The organism is Microcystis sp. MC19, assembly GCF_003019735.1.
Taxonomy (GTDB): domain Bacteria; phylum Cyanobacteriota; class Cyanobacteriia; order Cyanobacteriales; family Microcystaceae; genus Microcystis.
The window spans coordinates 2,479,577-2,495,900 of sequence record NZ_CP020664.1; the positions used below are offsets into that span (position 1 = coordinate 2,479,577).

Here is a 16,324-nt window from a genome sequence, read left to right on the forward strand (position 1 = left end):
GTAAAATGTAATTGTATTTTAATACGATTGAGATTAAATCATAGTTAAAATACGGTCAAACCCTATACATTTTTTGCCAGAGGATTAGCTACCGTGAGTATCATCATCGAGCAAGTATCGAAACAATTCGGCGCCTTTACTGCTTTAGACAACATCAACCTAGAGATCAAATCGAATCGTCTGGTGGCACTGCTCGGGCCGTCCGGTTCGGGAAAAACCACTCTCCTGAGAGCGATCGCAGGATTAGAACCCCCCGACACAGGCAAAATTATCATCAACGGCAAAGACACAACCCATTTAAATGTCAGAAAAAGGAATATTGGCTTTGTTTTTCAGCATTATGCGCTTTTTAAACACCTGACGGTGCGTCAGAATATCGCTTTCGGTTTAAAGATTCGCAAAGCTGCCCCCGACTACATTCAAAAACGAGTGGACAGTCTCTTGAGTTTAATTCAATTGCAGGGATTAGGCGATCGCTATCCGGCCCAACTATCCGGGGGTCAACGTCAACGGGTTGCCCTGGCCCGGGCTTTAGCGGTAGAACCGGAAGTATTATTATTAGATGAGCCTTTTGGGGCCTTGGATGCCAAAGTTAGAAAAGAGCTGCGGGTTTGGTTGCGACAGTTACACGAGGAGGTCCATGTCACCAGTGTTTTTGTCACCCACGACCAAGAGGAAGCCATGGAAGTGGCCGACGAGATCGTAATTTTCAATGAGGGTAAAATCGAACAGGTGGGAACTCCCGATCAGGTGTACGATCATCCTGCCTCTGCTTTTGTGATGAGTTTTATCGGCCGGGTGAATGTTTTACCACCGACCTCGGCTGCACTATTCGAGCAGCTTGGGGGGAGTACTAACGGAGTCAAGATTTTTATTCGTCCCCACGACCTAGAAATTCTCTCTTCCCCCAATGGGTCTAGCATTGCGGCAAAAGTTGAGCGCATTATCCACCTGGGTTGGGCCATCGATGTGGAATTAATTCTACCCGATCGCTCTCTCCTGATTGCCCATCTGAATCGAGAACAACTGGATCAACTGCACCTCAAAGTCGGGGAGCAAGTTTATGTTCGTCCTCGGGATGCTCGCGTTTTTGCTTAAAAGTCACCCTTATTGTTAGCACCTGACGGTCGCAGGATGAACGGCGATTATTTCCGGGTAACGGCTAAAATCGTCAACATTAAAGGTCAGAATATGTGTAAGGTCATGAACGCACATGGCTGCTACTAGCTTCGCATCATGTACCTGCACACCCTTGACTGAATAGGTGAAGACTAAGCGTTCCCATTCGGGATAAATAGCGGGCAGATCGTCAATAATGGGAAAAAGTGACTTTAGGCGATCGATTTCAGCCTTGGCTGCGGCCACTGTGCGTCCTAAACCATTTCTATTAATTGGACGGGTGTAAACGTTCCAAAACTCGATTAAATTCTGTGGTGCGATATAGAGTTTTTCTCCTTGTCCCAATAATAGACTTGTCGCACCCACAGCATCGCCATACATGGTGTGATCAGGTTCCGCACTTCGCAATAAGACATTAGTATCAACTAAAAAAGTCACAGGCACTCATCGTCATAGATACTATCGCGACTTACGGCATAGTCGGATAAAAGTGCGCTGCCTCGATCGTGACTACTTGCCCAATCCCGAAAAGCTTGCGCTCGTTCCGTCGGTGTTGCCGTCTCGTAAAAAGGTGTTTTTGGCTCTATCAGTTGTTTTAGCATTGTCTCCAAGAGAATTTCTACCTTTTCTGGTGATTGGTGGCTAATTCTTGCCAAAATCTCGGCAATTGCCTTTAAATCTTGCTGATGGGCTTTTTTAAAGTCTAGCAGCATTTCCGCTCCCTCCCCATCTAGCGATCGCTGAGAAAAAGGAGTAATTTCCATAGATATTGCTCTCCTTGAAAACCGCTAAAACTTGATTCTGCCATAAAAACTTTTTTTAGAATAGATTGGGATCGACACCGATCGCGCCTTCACCGTCGGCATCTTGCAGGTTAGCACCGTCTAACCGAGCATTAGTGAGATTGGCCTTCTCTAAGTCAGCTTTTTGCAGATTGGCGTTGGTTAAGTTTGCCCCTTGCAGGTTGGCTTTTTCTAAATCTGCACCTAAGAGATTGGCCTTGCTTAAATCGGCTCCCGCTAGGAGAGTTTTGCCGAGGTCGGCTCCCCGGAGGTCAGTCCCTCTGAGATTAGCACCCTGTAGGTTGGTTCTTTCTAGATCCGCTTGACTGAGGTTTGCTCCTTCTAGATTGGCCGAGGACAAGTTTAAATCTTTGAGGCTAATTCCGTTAAAGTCACAACCGACACAGGCGTTAGTTTCCTGTAGTTTTTGCAGATTATCGGCGGCAGCTGGCTCGACCAGAGTAATTTTTGCCGGTGCGCCGCCAGTGGGGGTAACGGCCCTAGCGATGGCAGGGTGGAAGCAAGAAAAAACTGTGATTAGCAATAGACAGAAGGCTGTCAGTAGCTTCGGTTTCATCGTTTTTGATCTCCTTGAGTGATCTTTTTCAGTCTCTGTTTTCACTCTAGGCAATGGCTTTAATAAAAACAAATATTCTTTGTTTTCAAATCCATAAATTCCCTTTATGGAAAGCTGGGAAGCCCCCTCGCCGTTCCATCACTTTTATTTATTAAAACAACAATTAAGAATATTTGCTTTTATGGTTGTCCCCTACCTAAGATGATAGTGTCTGGCCAAAATCCTGATCAAGGAGAGTGTGGTCAGCAATCTCACCCTCGATCGCAAGCTCAAGAACTTGACCTTGGATTGATACCGACAAAAAAATAGTCAAGAATCCTAGCAGCAAATACCAAGACGCATCTACAACGTTATAAAAGTCAAAATATAATTATATGTCCCCTCAAATTCTCGATATAGCTGAAAATCTCTCTCTAACCACTTGCGGCACTATTCTCACCCTGGCAGTCTTAGAAACCATTCTATCGGCCGATAATGCCGTCGCCCTGGCCGCTTTGGTGCGAGAACTTCCCGACCCCAGACAACAACGCCAGGCCTTAAACTGGGGATTAGCTGGGGCATTTGTGTTAAGAGTTGCCCTGTTAGTGAGTGCCAGTTGGACAGTTAAATTCTGGCAGGTGGAGGTACTGGGTGCTATTTATCTGCTCTGGTTAGCGGGTAAGCATTTTTGCCAGAAATTTTTAAATATAGAAATAGAAGACCAAAATTTTGCCACTAATCTCGCCATAGAATCTTTTGGCCGTGTTATTGTTCTGATTGCTTTTACGGATCTGGCTTTTTCCCTCGATAGTGTCACCACAGCGATCGCCCTAGCCGATCAATTCTGGATTCTCCTGACTGGTGGTATTTTGGGAATGTTAGCCCTACGATTTTTGACCGGTTTATTTGTCAGGTGGTTGGCTGAGTTTGTTTACCTACAAGATGCGGCCTACCTGACGGTTTTAGCGGTAGGGGGAAGATTGTTATTAAAAGCTTGTCAACCAACCTATTTGCCGCCAGAGTGGATGGTATTGATGATGGTGGCGGTCTCCTTAAGTTGGGGCTTTTCTAGGCGTGTTGTGGTGGAATAAGTCTAGCAGCAAGGGATTTTCTCAATTTTTTAGGAGCGTGTCAATCGTTATACTCCGGGAGGATGGGCGACTGTGACATAATTTGGGACTAGGTACGGTAAGAGTCGCTAGTGAACCCCGTTAGCCTTGGAGACTTCCTTGCTAGACACCATTTCCACCCTATCCCCAAAACTAACAGCGATCGAAACCAAGGGAAATCCTCTCCCCAAAGTTGCCACTTGTTCCTCTACCTGTCGTTACTGTCGGTTTTATAAGTTTCAGGGGAGAGGAAATGGCTATTGTCAACGCTTGGGAGTCCCTGTTCACAGTCATTGGCGTGCCTGTCCTTTGATTTGTCCACCTTTCGCCCCTTCCTGGGAAAGGTCGGAAAATGGGCAATTTTAAGTAGTTATCTGGATTTTACCACCTGTATCGAGCAATTTTTTCCCCATCCCGCTCCGTGCGAGGATGGGGTTTTAATCGAAACCGATACTTTCCACTCCACCGCTATCGGGACTGGTGGCGACAAAATAGAGAATTCCCGATCCTAGACAGGCGATCGCTATACTAAAGCAAATAATCCAGACTTGAGCGGGTTCGTAGCTATTACTATCGATCGCTCGCCGGATGAGAAAATACCGGCGCGTGGCGATGACAACGATTAATAATCCCACCATAGCGAAGACAAAACCCAACAACCACCCCAATCCTAGTACAGTAGAAGATGCCGTCCGTAAACGCAAAATGACCAGACCAAAACCCATCAAAGCGATCGAGGCGCGCATCCAAGACAGATAGGTGCGTTCGTTGGCCGAATGATCTCGCCAGTAATCGGGGTTAAATTTCTGCTTTGTCTTTCGGGATTTAAACAGCATAGAGGAGTTCCTCGCTGGGAAGTTCAATAAAATCAAGTATTCTTTCTTATGGTTTTAATAAATTGTTTTTATCATCTAGTTTTTCGCTTATCTTTAACCAATTCAAGGGACTTAAGCAGATTATCATCCATAAATAGCGGAAGTTTACCGTCCCATCTTTCGATCGCTTTGTTCTGTAAAACTTCTGGACTTAAGGAATCTTGGAGAATGCGATGAGCTGCCGCCTCTCCTTGAGCCAGATTGATTTTTACTTCCGATTCTTTCAAGGCTTTCAGTACCATAAAACCGGCTTTTTTGGCTTCCTGTTCGGCAATTTGTTTGGCTTCCACCGCATCGGTAAAGCGATCGGAAAAATTGACATGAACCAAAGAAATATCATCGACACCGATATGATAATTTTTCAGTCTTTCGCTCAAACGAATATCCACTTCCCCTTTCACCTCCTCCCGTTTAGTAATTAATTCTTCGGCGGTATATTTAGCCATAACTGCCTTGAGAATTTCCTCCACTGCTGGATCGATTACTCGTTCAATGACAGCCGCTTCATCGCCAATTTGTTGAAAAATAGTATTAACTTCTGATGCTAAAATATGCCAATTCAGGGCCACATCTGTAAATACTTCCTGTAGGTCTTTGGAGGAAGCTTCGGCCGCTATCTGTTGTTTTTGGATTCTCACACTTAGTTTTTTTACCGTGTTAACAACGGGAATAATCCCGTGAATGCCCTCATTAAGTATTTTATCCTGTACTTGACCAAAAACCATTAAAACCCCTCTTTCTCCCGCATTGACAATCACGAAAGGATTAAAAATAATCGCCAAAATTAATAACACAAAAAAGAGATTACTTGGCCTAGCAAAAAGACGAGTTTTAAACATTTTAATTGAGAATAGAGATGGTTGATAGTATAAGTTTACATATAAATAAAAGGGCTGATTTTATCTTGGTAATTAGTGACAGTTTTATCTATTTTAATAATTTCAGCAACTAGAAAATGAAGATGAAGTCAGATTTAGTCTCGTTATTTATTTCCCTTCTGGCTGGCAAAATATCGGGAAATAATTGTCTATTTATAGTTATGATATTCGCCAATTAAATGTTTTAGTAATCATGGATTAAAACGAGCATCTCGTTAGTTGTTGACCCAAAAAGCATTTATTTATCCAAGAAAGCAATCGGGGTTATCCAGAAGCAATTATAACAAAATTTCCCTTGTCTTAAATGGTACATTTTCATTCCACCAGTCTAGCTGGTACTTTCTTTTGTAGCAATTACCTTAACACAATCTAGTTTCGGCATAAAAGATATTTTGTATAAAGGATATCTGGATAAATTGACTCGCAGAAGATGGCTATGGTAGAACCCTAAATACAGTAAACGGATAAGCCTACTGTACCTAATTCCATCCCCTAACGAGGTCATTTATCGATGAGTCATCTTTTCAGGCAGTCGCGCCACCTCGCCGCTCTTTTTAAAATCGCCGCCACGACCACCGGAGTGGCCTTAGCTCTAACGACCGGAACATCGGCGCGTGCGGCGGGTTTTCTCCCCTTTTCCTTTCAAACCAACGTTACCGCGAGTCCAGATCTAACCGGAAATCCTAATCTTCTCAACGATCCCACTAAAGATGTCCGTCTCGATTCGGTGGTTTTCAACGGTTTAACGGTCAGTCAGTTTGATCTGGTCAATGCGGGTCGGGTTATCCGCAACGATACCGCCGACGTTACCGTAGGGGGAATCACATATACTAACGGAATTCTCCATGCGGGTCACGGACCGAACACGACTAGCGATCCCCTGGTCGGGGAGGGTCCAGCGAAACCGAACCCCACCGACGCGGATATCGCCGCCAGTTTGGGCAATTTAAATCTGAATAGTCTCCTCGTAACCCGTGAGAACGCCGATACTGCGATTATCGAGGTTTCTTTCGCCCGACCGGTGAATACGTTCTTTTTCTGGGAACGGGGGGGAACGCCTGGGGGAACCGTTGCGGGGGATAGCGATTTACTGGTGGAAGCGCTCGCGGAAGATGGAACGACGGTCTTAGCCAGTTATAAAATTTTACGCGCGAACTACACGAAAGCGGACTATAACATCAGCACGATCGTTCCTCCCGTCCTCAACAACGGCCCGTTCAATATTGGTTCGATCGGGATTCGGCTCGACGGTATCCGCGCGCGAACTCTGCGCTTAACTAGCGAGCGCAATAACGATCTCCAACGTTTGAACGGAGTCGGCGATAACGGGCCAGATTTCAAAGTAATCGCCGCCGATGTCAAGGTTCCCGAACCGAGTATCGTGTTCGCCACTCTACTCGCAGCAAGTCTTGGAATCTTTGTGAAACGAGAGAAGGCCTGATCGTTCTACTCGAAGTAGGATAGGAAGTGAATGCTTTTAATGCTGTTTAAATGCCATCAACCAGCGAACTGTCATTCATGAAAAAATAGCGATAAATGGGTTAAAACCCTCTATTTATCCAGTATTAAGGAGATAATCACCCTTTTTCCTTGATCGCACAGATCGAGGAATTTGCCCTTTATTTTCGTCCGTGAGCGCCCATGTCTGACCGTTACCGTTTCGAGACGCTGCAAGTACACGCCGGCCAGGAACCTGCCCCCGGAACCAACGCCCGTGCCGTTCCCATCTATCAAACCACCTCCTACGTTTTCAACGATGCCGACCACGGGGCGCGACTGTTTGCCCTAGAAGAGTTCGGTAACATCTACACCAGGATCATGAACCCGACCACCGATGTCTTCGAGAAGCGGATCGCCGCTTTAGAAGGGGGTGCGGCGGCCCTGGCCACCTCTAGCGGTCAGGCAGCCCAATTTCTAGCGATCGCTAATATTGCCGGTGCGGGGGATAATATCGTTTCCACTAGCTACCTCTACGGCGGAACCTATAATCAGTTCAAAGTCTCTTTACCACGTTTAGGAATAAATGTCAAGTTCGTCAATGGGGATGAGGCCGAAGCTTTTCGAGCGGCGATCGACGATCGCACTAAAGCTTTATATGTAGAGACGATCGGCAATCCCCGATTTAATATTCCCGATTTTGCCGCCCTGGCCCATATCGCCCACGAGAACGGCATTCCCCTCATCGTCGATAATACCTTCGGCTGCGGCGGCTATCTCTGTCGCCCGATCGAACAGGGGGCCGATATCGTGGTGCAATCGGCCACCAAATGGATCGGCGGTCACGGCACTTCCATCGGCGGAGTAATCGTCGATTCGGGGAAATTCGACTGGGGAAACGGCAAATTTCCCCAGTTTACCGAACCCGCGCCGGGTTATCACGGGTTGAATTTCTACGAGGTGTTCGGACCGTCGGGCCCTTTGGGCAATATCGCCTTTATTATCCGGGCGCGGGTGGAGGGATTGCGGGACTTCGGACCCGCCTTGAGTCCGTTTAACGCATTTTTACTGCTACAGGGATTGGAAACCCTCTCCCTACGGGTCGATCGTCATGTATCCAATGCGTTGGCCTTGGCGAACTGGTTAAAAGAACAGCCGCAGGTGCAATGGGTCGATTATCCCGGATTACCGGAACATCCTTACCACGAACGGGCGAAGAAGTACCTAAAACACGGCTTCGGCGGGGTTTTAGCCTTCGGGATTCGGGGCGGTTTCGAGGCCGGGCGGAATTTTATCAACCGGGTGAAACTAGCTAGTCATCTCGCCAACGTGGGGGACGCAAAAACCCTGGTTATCCATCCCGCCTCGACGACTCACCAGCAGTTAAACGAAGAAGAACAGCGATCGGCGGGAGTAACGCCCGAATTAATCCGCGTTTCCGTGGGTTTGGAACATATTGACGATATTATCGAGGATTTCCAGCAAACTTTCCAGAGTTTATAACCCACCACCCCGCCCATGGATCGCCTAGACTTGATCTCCCCGGAAACCCGTTTCTATTCCCCACCGCATCCTTTTGTTCTCGAATCGGGGGCGGTTCTCGAAAGGGTGCGGATCGCCTATCGAACCTGGGGAATTTTGAATAACAAGCGGGATAACGGGGTTATTGTCTGTCATGCCTTCACGGGATGGGCCGACGTGGAAGCTTGGTGGGAACCTTTGTTAGGAACCGGACGCGTTCTCGATCCGACCCGGGATTTTATTGTCTGTAGCAATATTCTCGGCAGTTGCTACGGGACAACCGGCCCCACTTCGATCGATCCCCGTACCGGTAAACCCTACGGTCCGACTTTCCCGGAGATCACCATTCGGGATCTGGTTCACCTACAACGGCTGTTGGTGGACGCATTGGGGATCGAGTCTTTGCGATTGGTGATCGGGGGTTCCTTGGGAGGAATGCAGGTTTTGGAGTGGGCGCTACTGTACCCGGAGAAGACGCGCTCGATCGCTGTGATTGCGGCTTCGGGACGACATTCGGCTTGGTGTATCGCGCTGGGAGAGGCTCAAAGGGGGGCGATCTACGCCGATCCCCATTGGCAAGGGGGAAATTATGCGCTCGATCGCCCTCCGGCCCGGGGTTTATCGGCAGCCCGGATGATGGCGATGACTACCTACCGATCGCACGCCAGTTTCGAGTCCCGTTTCGGCCGCGAGTACGGGGAGGGGGGAGAGTTTACGATCGCCCGCTATTTAGAATATCAGGGGAGAAAGTTAGTCGAACGTTTTGACGCCAATGCTTATATCACCCTAAGTAGGGCGATGGATCGTCATGATGTCACCCGGACGGGAAAAAGTTACGAATCGGTGTTACAGTCGATTCAACAACCGACGGCGATCGTGGCGATCGATTCGGATCTTCTCTACCCTCCCGTAGAACAAGAGGAATTGGCGAAATATATCCCCAATTCTGAATTATTTTGGTTGCGATCGCCGCACGGTCACGATGCGTTTTTAATGGATGGCGATATGGATGCGTTGAATGATCTTCTCGTCACTTTCGGGAATGGATGAGCAACGGGAAATAGTCGCGGGTTGGGGATGGTCGGGGTAGAGAGCGATCGGGGATTGATGACGACCAGGTTAAAAGTAGCTTGACTTTGTTACTCTACCTTCCATAGGCGTGACTTGATTTTTTGTGGACGATGTGTCACAATAAACCATATATATTCAAGTCAGAGCAATGTCAGAACTTCAATTATCATTATTCCCTCAAAATAATCAAGATATTGAAAAGACGAAAAAAGTCAAATTAGGACGTTATGAAAAAATTCAACGGGAACTACTGACCATCAAGCGTGATTTACATCAAGTTTTTGTGGATGTTAATTGTCCGATCGCTCCTCATCTAACTTATAACTTCATTGATTTATTTTGTGGTGCTGGTGGCATAACTCAAGGTTTAGTTCAGGCAAATTTTCATCCAGCAGCAAGTGTTGAAATCAATCCTGTCGCTTCATTAACACATCGGTACAACTTCCCACAATGCCATCATTTCTGTGGTGATATTCATGACTTTCAAGCAGAGAAATGGCTTATCTTGGCAGGCTCACCCGATATACATTTAGTGGTTGGAGGTCCGCCGTGTCAGGGTTTTTCGGTCGCTGGTAAACGAGATCCCAATGATCCTCGAAATCAATTATTTAAAGAGTTTATAAGAGTGGTTTCTGAAATTCAGCCTTGGTATGTCGTCATGGAAAATGTGCCAGGGATTCTCACGATGCAAAAAGGCAAGGTGAAAGAAACTATCTTAGAAGAGTTTGAATCGATCGGTTATTCTAATATTTCGATCGCTATTCTTGAATCTGCCGCTTATGGAATTCCTCAAATTAGACCGAGAGCAATTTTTATAGCTAATAGATTCGATCTACCTAATCCTTATCCTCAACCTCAATTACTACCTCATCAATATATTCCAATAGAGTCGGCTATTTCCGATTTACCTGCTTACACGCCTATTCCCGAAATTAATCATGAATGGACACGCCATTCCTCGAAGTATATGGAACGGATCGCACGAGTACCCCCCGGTGGTTCTCTCTATGAAACCTACGTTGATGCTTTTAAGCGCCAGTATCCAGGCAAACCGAGTATGACCATCAAAGAAAATCATGGAGGTACACATATTCATCCCCATCTTAATCGAGTTATTTCCGCCCGTGAAATGGCCAGACTTCAATCTTTCCCCGATTCGTTTATTTTTGAGGGAACCATGAAAAAAGCTATGTGGCAAATTGGTAATGCGGTTCCCCCACGTTTAGCCGAATGTATCGGATACGCTTTAATTCCTTATCTCAACAAAGTTGCTTTACAGCTAGAGCAAGAATCGCAGATTAATCAGAATTTAAATCCGATAGCTTGCGGTTGAGAGCAATTCTCCATTTCTGCAAATCATACCATCCACAGCCACTACACCCTACTTCCGCCACTTTTCCACTTTTTGGAATGGTATCCGGCCATTTTTCATCACCCTCATAATAGTATTGGATACCGAAGGGATAGCCCCGATCCCCTGTTTGGTAGCATTTACGGCAGACTTCACGCTTCTGTAAATTGCGCTGATTCGTCAAAAGTTGAAATTGTTCTCGAATCTCCGTATCGGCCAAATGCTCTAATGAATCTCGTCTCGTATCGTTTCCCCAACGAATTTCTGGAAATTTATGGTCGGGTAACAGATTATCTTTCCCTACAGTCTTACCCTCGTAAGCATCATAACCACCGAGCAGATCAATGATTTTCTTTCGTAGGGATGACGACCATACTTCGTATCCAGATATTCCACCACGAGGTAGAGGAACAAGTATAATATGCGTTTTCTTGGAACCACAAGTCGGGCATTTTTTTGATGTATGAGTTGCGATCGTATATCCCATTTCTTTTAAATCTTGAATCCTTCTAGCCCAATTCGGATTCGGGGGTAATTGACAAGCAACACAAGTCCATTTAAAAGTGATGAGTACATCAAAGAATGATTTTGTTACTTCCGCTTCTTTCTGTAACCAGAAGACCTCTTGTTCTTGTCTCCACTTCGGATAATTACTCGGATGACAGTATAGAAAAGCTTGCTGAAGATATTCTTCGATTGCCGAAGATTCGGCCAGATCTACGCCAGTACGTCTATACTCAACTGGAATCGCGCCTTCCCAAATCGTACCGTCATCATATCGAAAAGTAACATCTATGTAACTTTCGGAAGCTTTTGAGTGTCTACGTTGTCCGTGTTGTACGATCTTTTCCATTGGTTTGATTAACTTTGTTTTCCAAGCCTTCTAATAGATTGGAGACATTGAGGTTCATTCCGTTCGCCAGACTAACAAGAGCGGTTACAGAAGGATTGCGAATCCCGCGCTCGATGCCAGAAATATATGTTCTATCTAGATTCGAGCGTGTCGCTAGTTCTTCTTGGGAAATACCTAGATTTTCTCTGTGTTGTCTTACTAACGAACCCAACGCTTTTAAAATTTTTGCCTTGTTTTCGTCCATAGCTCTATCCTGACCGAACATAGACGATGAGTCCACGGACGATCTGTCACATTCCGAGCGAAGCACTAGAAATCGAGCGGCTTTTGAGTATCGCTTGCCCGTTTATATCTGATAATCCATGACGAAAACCACCTTACCACCCCGTGCGTTGGCACTTAAGGCAGCGGTCATCTTCTTGGGATAGGGGAGATTGAGATTATTCATTAACTGAATAAAATCCTCGCGATTGCGGCCGGCGAAACGGGGATTCCAGCGCTTTTCCTCACCGATCGAGGAGACCGTTCTTCCCAGATAATCGTGACAGGGATAAACAAGCGTATCGTCGGGGAGGGTGAATAACTTCTCCGTCACCGTCCTGTATAGTACTTCCGGCGAACCGTTCTGAAAATCGGTACGACCGCAACCGCGAATTAAGAGTGCATCCCCCGTTAATAGGCGTTTTTCATCGATGAGATAGGCTATATGACTATCGGTGTGGCCTGGAGTAGCGATCGCTTTTAGCTGCTGACCTGCCACGGTCCAGAGGTCGCCATCGCGCACATAACCATCGATATCGCTCACTTCCGCGTTTTCGGGAACGAGGATCGAACAGTTGGTTAACTCGCGTAATCGGTGCGCTCCGGTGATATGGTCGGCGTGGACATGGGTTTCCATGGTGTAGCCTAGAGTTAACCCCAACTGCCAAAGAATCTGCCGATCGCGATCAACCTGTTCGAGAACCGGATCGATTAAAATTGCCTCCCCCGTACCCGAATCAGCGATCAGATAGGTGTAGGTACTCGATTCCCTATCAAAAAGCTGGCGAAAAATCGGCGCTGCCGGCCGGAATGCGATCGAGTAGGCTGCGGGGAGAGAAATTCTCTCTTTCAGCGATCGCAACAAATCCCGGGCCAGTTCGGCCACCTGTAAACGCAGTTCGGGAATGGCGGTGGTTTCCCAGAGATCGCCTTTGCGGGGATTTCCCAAGGTGTACAGCGTGTTCGATGCCGTACCGTCTGGCCTGAGAATCGCCCCGTTGTCCGCGGTTTCGATGCCACAATTCAAAGGATGGGGACGGATTAACCCCCGTTGGCGAAGATGAACGACGAGGGGATCGGTGATCGTCTGGTAATCGTTACTCGCGCCGGTACAGTTAATGATTCGATCGATCGTTAGGTTTAAGAGGTTTCCCGTCCCCCGTTGACGGATAGTAACCTCTACACAGCCGTTTTTATCCTCGGCAGTTTCAATTCTTCCCCCATGATAGGTTAATTGTCCCGATTCTACGGCCTCATCGAGGATACCGGCGATCTCGTCGGCGACGCGATGGCGAAGAACCTCCCAATAGGCTTTCAGGTGGCGTAGAAATCTGGCGCGTTCCGCTATCGGCAGACAATGCCATAGACCTTGAGATATCGGGCGTAAGGCGTTTAAAACGGCCCGCCAGTCGTGACCTCGACTCTCTGCGGTTTTTACCTCCGCGCGAATTCGCCGTAGGAGTCCCCGCGTGGTCTGGGGCGCGGTTTCGAGGGTGAGGAACGGGGGATAGGGATCGGTGGGTCGGTGCGATCGGGGGATCAGGCCATGACGGGAAACCGCGTGGATTTTGCCCGTGAATCCCCTTTGTGCCAGGGAAACCACCATATCCACCATCGTTAACCCCGTACCGACGAGCAGAATCGTCCCGTCGGGTTTTAGCTCGGCGAGTGTGTCCGTCTCCCAAGCGTCGCGGAGATAGAGGGAATTGAGAGACGCGAGGGGTTGGGGAACCGTTGCGGGAAAATTGCCCAGCGCCAGAACTACTTTAGCGGCGCTGATTTTCTTGCCTCCTTTGAGGGTAATCGTCGCCTTTTCCCCGTCGAGTGCCAGATCGATCGCCGCATCGGTAAACGTTTCCAGACGGTGATCGGCAATGGCGTTGTCCCGCGCTTCTTCTAGGATCGATCGGATGTATTTGCCGTACACTAGACGCGGTACGAAGCTGGCCGGATCGATCGATCGATAGCCGTTATCCGCTAACCAGTGGAGGAAATGTTCGGGATCGTCCTCGAAGGCGCTCATTTTGCCCGCAGGAATATTGAGCAGGTGGCCTCTGTCTCGCGTTCCGTAGGCGATCCCCGTACCGAGGGGTTTTCGGCGCTCGATCAGGGCGATCGATAATGGAGTCCCTGTGTCGCGTAACAGGTTCGCCGTCACGAGGGAACCACTAAATCCTCCCCCGATAATGGCGATGTCGAAAGTTGCAGAAAATTGATTCCGGTCAATGTAGCTCATAGATAACTTTTAAAGAGGATTTAGTATTAGTTAGTCTAGCTGAAAGATAATTTTTTAGGCATTCTTGGTTAATAGGTTAAAAATAAACGATAGAATTGGCTATCAATTAAGATATAAATACCGAGAGCAATATAGATAAAAGGACTAATTTTATGTCCGTAGTTTGTAACCACTTTAGCTATCCTGGGATGGGTAATCAAAAAATAGGCTAGGGCGCACCAAATACCCATCATGAGATAAAAAACTATCATGATAATTAAGACGTGCATCGGGGAATTATTGGCAAAAAGAGAGGTATAGATACCAATATTATCACCACCATTAGCCACGGTCACGGCGGCAACGTAATAGGTTTGGGAGGGAAAACGAGGAACAAAGGAGCGATTTTTAGAATAATTAACATCTTCTCTTACTTCTTGAATGTAATCCTCATTTTCCCTTGACAAAAGTTGTTTAATGCCGATAATCAAAGGAATAAATCCTAATAGACCAATCCATTCTTTAGAAACCAGTAACCCAAATAGTAAACCGAGGGAACTAGCTAGAAGAATCAGGGTAAAACCGAGGTATTGACCAATAATCAGGTGTCGAGGTCGAAAATTAGCATTAAGTCGCGAGAAAAACAACATTAGCACCATCAGATCATCAAGATTTGTGGCCACAAAACTCGTCACGCTAGTAATTAAAAGGGCTACTAACCAATTCATAGATTGAAAAAAGAGATAATCCTTCTCATTCTAAATCTCATAGTGCCAGATTTCCTCCTCTCGTAAAAGAAGACGATGGACGGGAAGACGTTCCACGGCCCCCTGTTGTTCAAGATGATTAAGCGCGCGGGTAATTGTGACTCTAGTGGTTCCTAATAAGTCAGCGATATCCTGATGAGTTAAACGCACATCAATTAATTGTCCGTTACCGGTTTGTTTACCAAATTGATTGCCTAACCATGACAGTAATTTCAAGACCATAACATCAGTACGTTTGTAGCTACGAATAATACTTAGTTCTTGTGCTTGCTGAAGATGAGACAGCAGAATTTCTGCCATTTGATAACTCTCAACTGCGGAAAAGGAAACTGCTTGCACAGGACTAATGCACTCAACTTGATAGGGATTGACTCTCTCTAGGGTTTTGCCAACAAAACTGCCAGGTCCCCACAATCCCAAGACGATGAGGGTTCCATCTTCTAACCAAGTGGAGGTTTTCACGACTCCACTCTCGATTTTCCAGAAATTAGGATTTCTGAGCGGCAAAATTGCCCGATTATCAAAGTGCCAGCGATGGGGGGTTGGTGGTTGATAGGTAAGCGTCATGATTGGTAAGTAGTCGTGCAAAATTAATTTCCTAGTCGAGACAGGAGACGGGATACAGCTATTAGGGATCGGATTTGATAATTTTGGGGTAAAAACGATAATTACCCCAAAAAAGACTGATTTTATGCCCTTGCAAGCCCTATTTATTTCGGGGTGTTAGTCTTCTCCAGTTCCGTGGTGGCCGAGGAGATCAGTTCTTGCCAAGCTCGATCGCTTTCCTGTAGAGTCTGTTTAACCGCGTCGATGGTTTTTTCCACGCGAGTTTTCAGGAAAGGGGAAGCATTGTCTTTGAGTCGTTCGGTGTCGTCGGCTAAGATATCGATCGTCTCGGAGGTATTAACAAGGCTATTTTCTAGGGTAATAAGGTTGTTTTGCAGGGTTTCACTGAGTTTAGCCCCAGAATTGACCAATTTTTTCCCTAATTTGCTCACTTTTTCCCCTAGATCGTCAATATTATCTGCTAAGTCCTCTAGGTTGTCCTGTTGAGCTTCGATAATATTCTTGTCGAGAGAAGGAGCAGCTAGTTGAGCATTTAGGTCATCGATAGCCGATTTTGTCGCTTGGATGGCTTTTTCATAGGCAATTTGGGCATCTTCGAGAATTTTTGGCCTAGAAACCTCATTTTTTTTCTTAACTGGTTCCACCACAGTGCCGCCGGTTGCCGTTGCACGGTCGATGACGGCCAACTGTTCGGGGAGTAGCGGCAAGGCGATCGCATTTGCCCTTCCCCCTAGGAGCAAAGTGACAGTTAAGAGGAAAATTAGCAGCTGGAAAATTTGATTTTTGAGGCTTTTAAAGCTCTTATTTCGGTTGATCATATTTGGATTTTCTCCCCTATTCAGAAAAGTGGTTACTTCATCTAAATGCTATCACACAAAATATTTATTTGTTGTTTATTTACAAGAAATTTCATAAATAATTTATCATATTTTTGGCAGATAAATTGCAGGAAAAAGCATAAG

General features: G+C 46.5%; 18 protein-coding genes. 7 read left to right on the forward strand and 11 right to left on the reverse strand.

Annotated features, from left to right (window positions below; translation table 11 throughout):
- The first annotated feature begins 93 nt into the window (after window positions 1–93).
- Entirely contained in the window at window positions 94–1,098 is a 1,005-nt protein-coding gene (locus B5D77_RS12515) for a sulfate/molybdate ABC transporter ATP-binding protein (RefSeq protein ID WP_106908929.1), read from the forward strand.
- A gap of 15 nt (window positions 1,099–1,113) precedes the next feature.
- On the opposite strand, the gene B5D77_RS12520 is transcribed toward B5D77_RS12515, so the two are convergent.
- Genes B5D77_RS12520 through B5D77_RS12530 form a run of 3 tightly spaced genes read right to left on the reverse strand, consistent with a single transcriptional unit; the run spans window position 1,114 to window position 2,478 of the window.
- Window positions 1,114–1,557 (reverse strand): type II toxin-antitoxin system VapC family toxin, encoded by a 444-nt coding sequence (locus B5D77_RS12520; protein WP_002795967.1) that lies wholly within the window; start codon window positions 1,555–1,557, stop codon window positions 1,114–1,116.
- Window positions 1,554–1,883: a hypothetical protein gene (locus B5D77_RS12525; protein ID WP_002762669.1), complete on the reverse strand. Its 330-nt coding sequence runs from the start codon at window positions 1,881–1,883 to the stop codon at window positions 1,554–1,556. Before B5D77_RS12525 ends, B5D77_RS12520 begins: the two co-directional genes overlap by 4 nt.
- A 55-nt stretch (window positions 1,884–1,938) precedes the next feature.
- Window positions 1,939–2,478: a pentapeptide repeat-containing protein gene (locus B5D77_RS12530; RefSeq protein ID WP_008207363.1), complete on the reverse strand. Its 540-nt coding sequence runs from the start codon at window positions 2,476–2,478 to the stop codon at window positions 1,939–1,941.
- 374 nt (window positions 2,479–2,852) lie between these two features.
- Between B5D77_RS12530 and B5D77_RS12535 the strand changes: the two genes are divergently transcribed.
- Window positions 2,853–3,548: a TerC family protein gene (locus B5D77_RS12535; protein ID WP_106908930.1), complete on the forward strand. Its 696-nt coding sequence runs from the start codon at window positions 2,853–2,855 to the stop codon at window positions 3,546–3,548.
- 138 nt (window positions 3,549–3,686) lie between these two features.
- Entirely contained in the window at window positions 3,687–3,932 is a 246-nt protein-coding gene (locus tag B5D77_RS12540; protein ID WP_212567835.1) for a hypothetical protein, read from the forward strand.
- 71 nt (window positions 3,933–4,003) lie between these two features.
- Here B5D77_RS12540 and B5D77_RS12550 read toward each other — a convergent pair whose 3' ends face one another.
- Together B5D77_RS12550 and B5D77_RS12555 are read right to left on the reverse strand one after the other, a co-directional pair.
- On the reverse strand, window positions 4,004–4,402 hold the full coding sequence (locus B5D77_RS12550; RefSeq protein WP_008207369.1) for a YidH family protein: 399 nt from the start codon (window positions 4,400–4,402) through the stop codon (window positions 4,004–4,006).
- A gap of 71 nt (window positions 4,403–4,473) precedes the next feature.
- Complete coding sequence (locus B5D77_RS12555) at window positions 4,474–5,280, reverse strand: prohibitin family protein (RefSeq protein ID WP_106908931.1); 807 nt, start codon at window positions 5,278–5,280, stop codon at window positions 4,474–4,476.
- A gap of 619 nt (window positions 5,281–5,899) precedes the next feature.
- Between B5D77_RS12555 and B5D77_RS12560 the strand changes: the two genes are divergently transcribed.
- The 4 genes from B5D77_RS12560 to B5D77_RS12575 all read left to right on the forward strand — a co-directional run bounded on the left by B5D77_RS12560 (window position 5,900) and on the right by B5D77_RS12575 (window position 10,681).
- Window positions 5,900–6,760 carry an exosortase-dependent surface protein XDP2 gene (locus B5D77_RS12560; protein WP_254053078.1) on the forward strand — a complete coding sequence of 287 codons (861 nt, stop codon included), beginning with the start codon at window positions 5,900–5,902 and terminating at the stop codon, window positions 6,758–6,760.
- A 200-nt stretch (window positions 6,761–6,960) separates the two neighbouring features.
- Window positions 6,961–8,259, forward strand: a complete 1,299-nt coding sequence (locus tag B5D77_RS12565; protein ID WP_106908933.1) for an O-acetylhomoserine aminocarboxypropyltransferase/cysteine synthase family protein — start codon at window positions 6,961–6,963, stop codon at window positions 8,257–8,259.
- 15 nt (window positions 8,260–8,274) lie between these two features.
- Window positions 8,275–9,327: a homoserine O-acetyltransferase gene (metX, locus tag B5D77_RS12570; RefSeq protein ID WP_061432704.1), complete on the forward strand. Its 1,053-nt coding sequence runs from the start codon at window positions 8,275–8,277 to the stop codon at window positions 9,325–9,327.
- A 169-nt stretch (window positions 9,328–9,496) separates the two neighbouring features.
- Complete coding sequence (locus B5D77_RS12575) at window positions 9,497–10,681, forward strand: DNA cytosine methyltransferase (protein WP_052276021.1); 1,185 nt, start codon at window positions 9,497–9,499, stop codon at window positions 10,679–10,681.
- On the opposite strand, the gene B5D77_RS12580 is transcribed toward B5D77_RS12575, so the two are convergent.
- The 6 genes from B5D77_RS12580 to B5D77_RS12605 form a co-directional block, all read right to left on the reverse strand.
- The gene (locus B5D77_RS12580; RefSeq protein WP_106908934.1) at window positions 10,647–11,552 is read right to left on the reverse strand and encodes a restriction endonuclease; all 906 of its coding nucleotides are present in this window, start codon (window positions 11,550–11,552) and stop codon (window positions 10,647–10,649) included. The two genes, B5D77_RS12575 and B5D77_RS12580, sit on opposite strands and share 35 nt — an antisense overlap.
- Window positions 11,521–11,796 (reverse strand): helix-turn-helix domain-containing protein, encoded by a 276-nt coding sequence (locus B5D77_RS12585; RefSeq protein ID WP_052278399.1) that lies wholly within the window; start codon window positions 11,794–11,796, stop codon window positions 11,521–11,523. Before B5D77_RS12585 ends, B5D77_RS12580 begins: the two co-directional genes overlap by 32 nt.
- 102 nt (window positions 11,797–11,898) lie before the next feature.
- Complete coding sequence (locus B5D77_RS28090; RefSeq protein WP_106908935.1) at window positions 11,899–14,049, reverse strand: FAD/NAD(P)-binding protein; 2,151 nt, start codon at window positions 14,047–14,049, stop codon at window positions 11,899–11,901.
- A gap of 68 nt (window positions 14,050–14,117) precedes the next feature.
- Window positions 14,118–14,756, reverse strand: a complete 639-nt coding sequence (locus tag B5D77_RS12595) for a cadmium resistance transporter (RefSeq protein ID WP_106908936.1) — start codon at window positions 14,754–14,756, stop codon at window positions 14,118–14,120.
- A gap of 30 nt (window positions 14,757–14,786) precedes the next feature.
- Complete coding sequence (locus tag B5D77_RS12600) at window positions 14,787–15,362, reverse strand: Crp/Fnr family transcriptional regulator (protein ID WP_008207372.1); 576 nt, start codon at window positions 15,360–15,362, stop codon at window positions 14,787–14,789.
- 143 nt (window positions 15,363–15,505) lie between these two features.
- On the reverse strand, window positions 15,506–16,180 hold the full coding sequence (locus B5D77_RS12605; protein WP_008207373.1) for a hypothetical protein: 675 nt from the start codon (window positions 16,178–16,180) through the stop codon (window positions 15,506–15,508).
- Window positions 16,181–16,324: the final 144 nt, after the last annotated feature.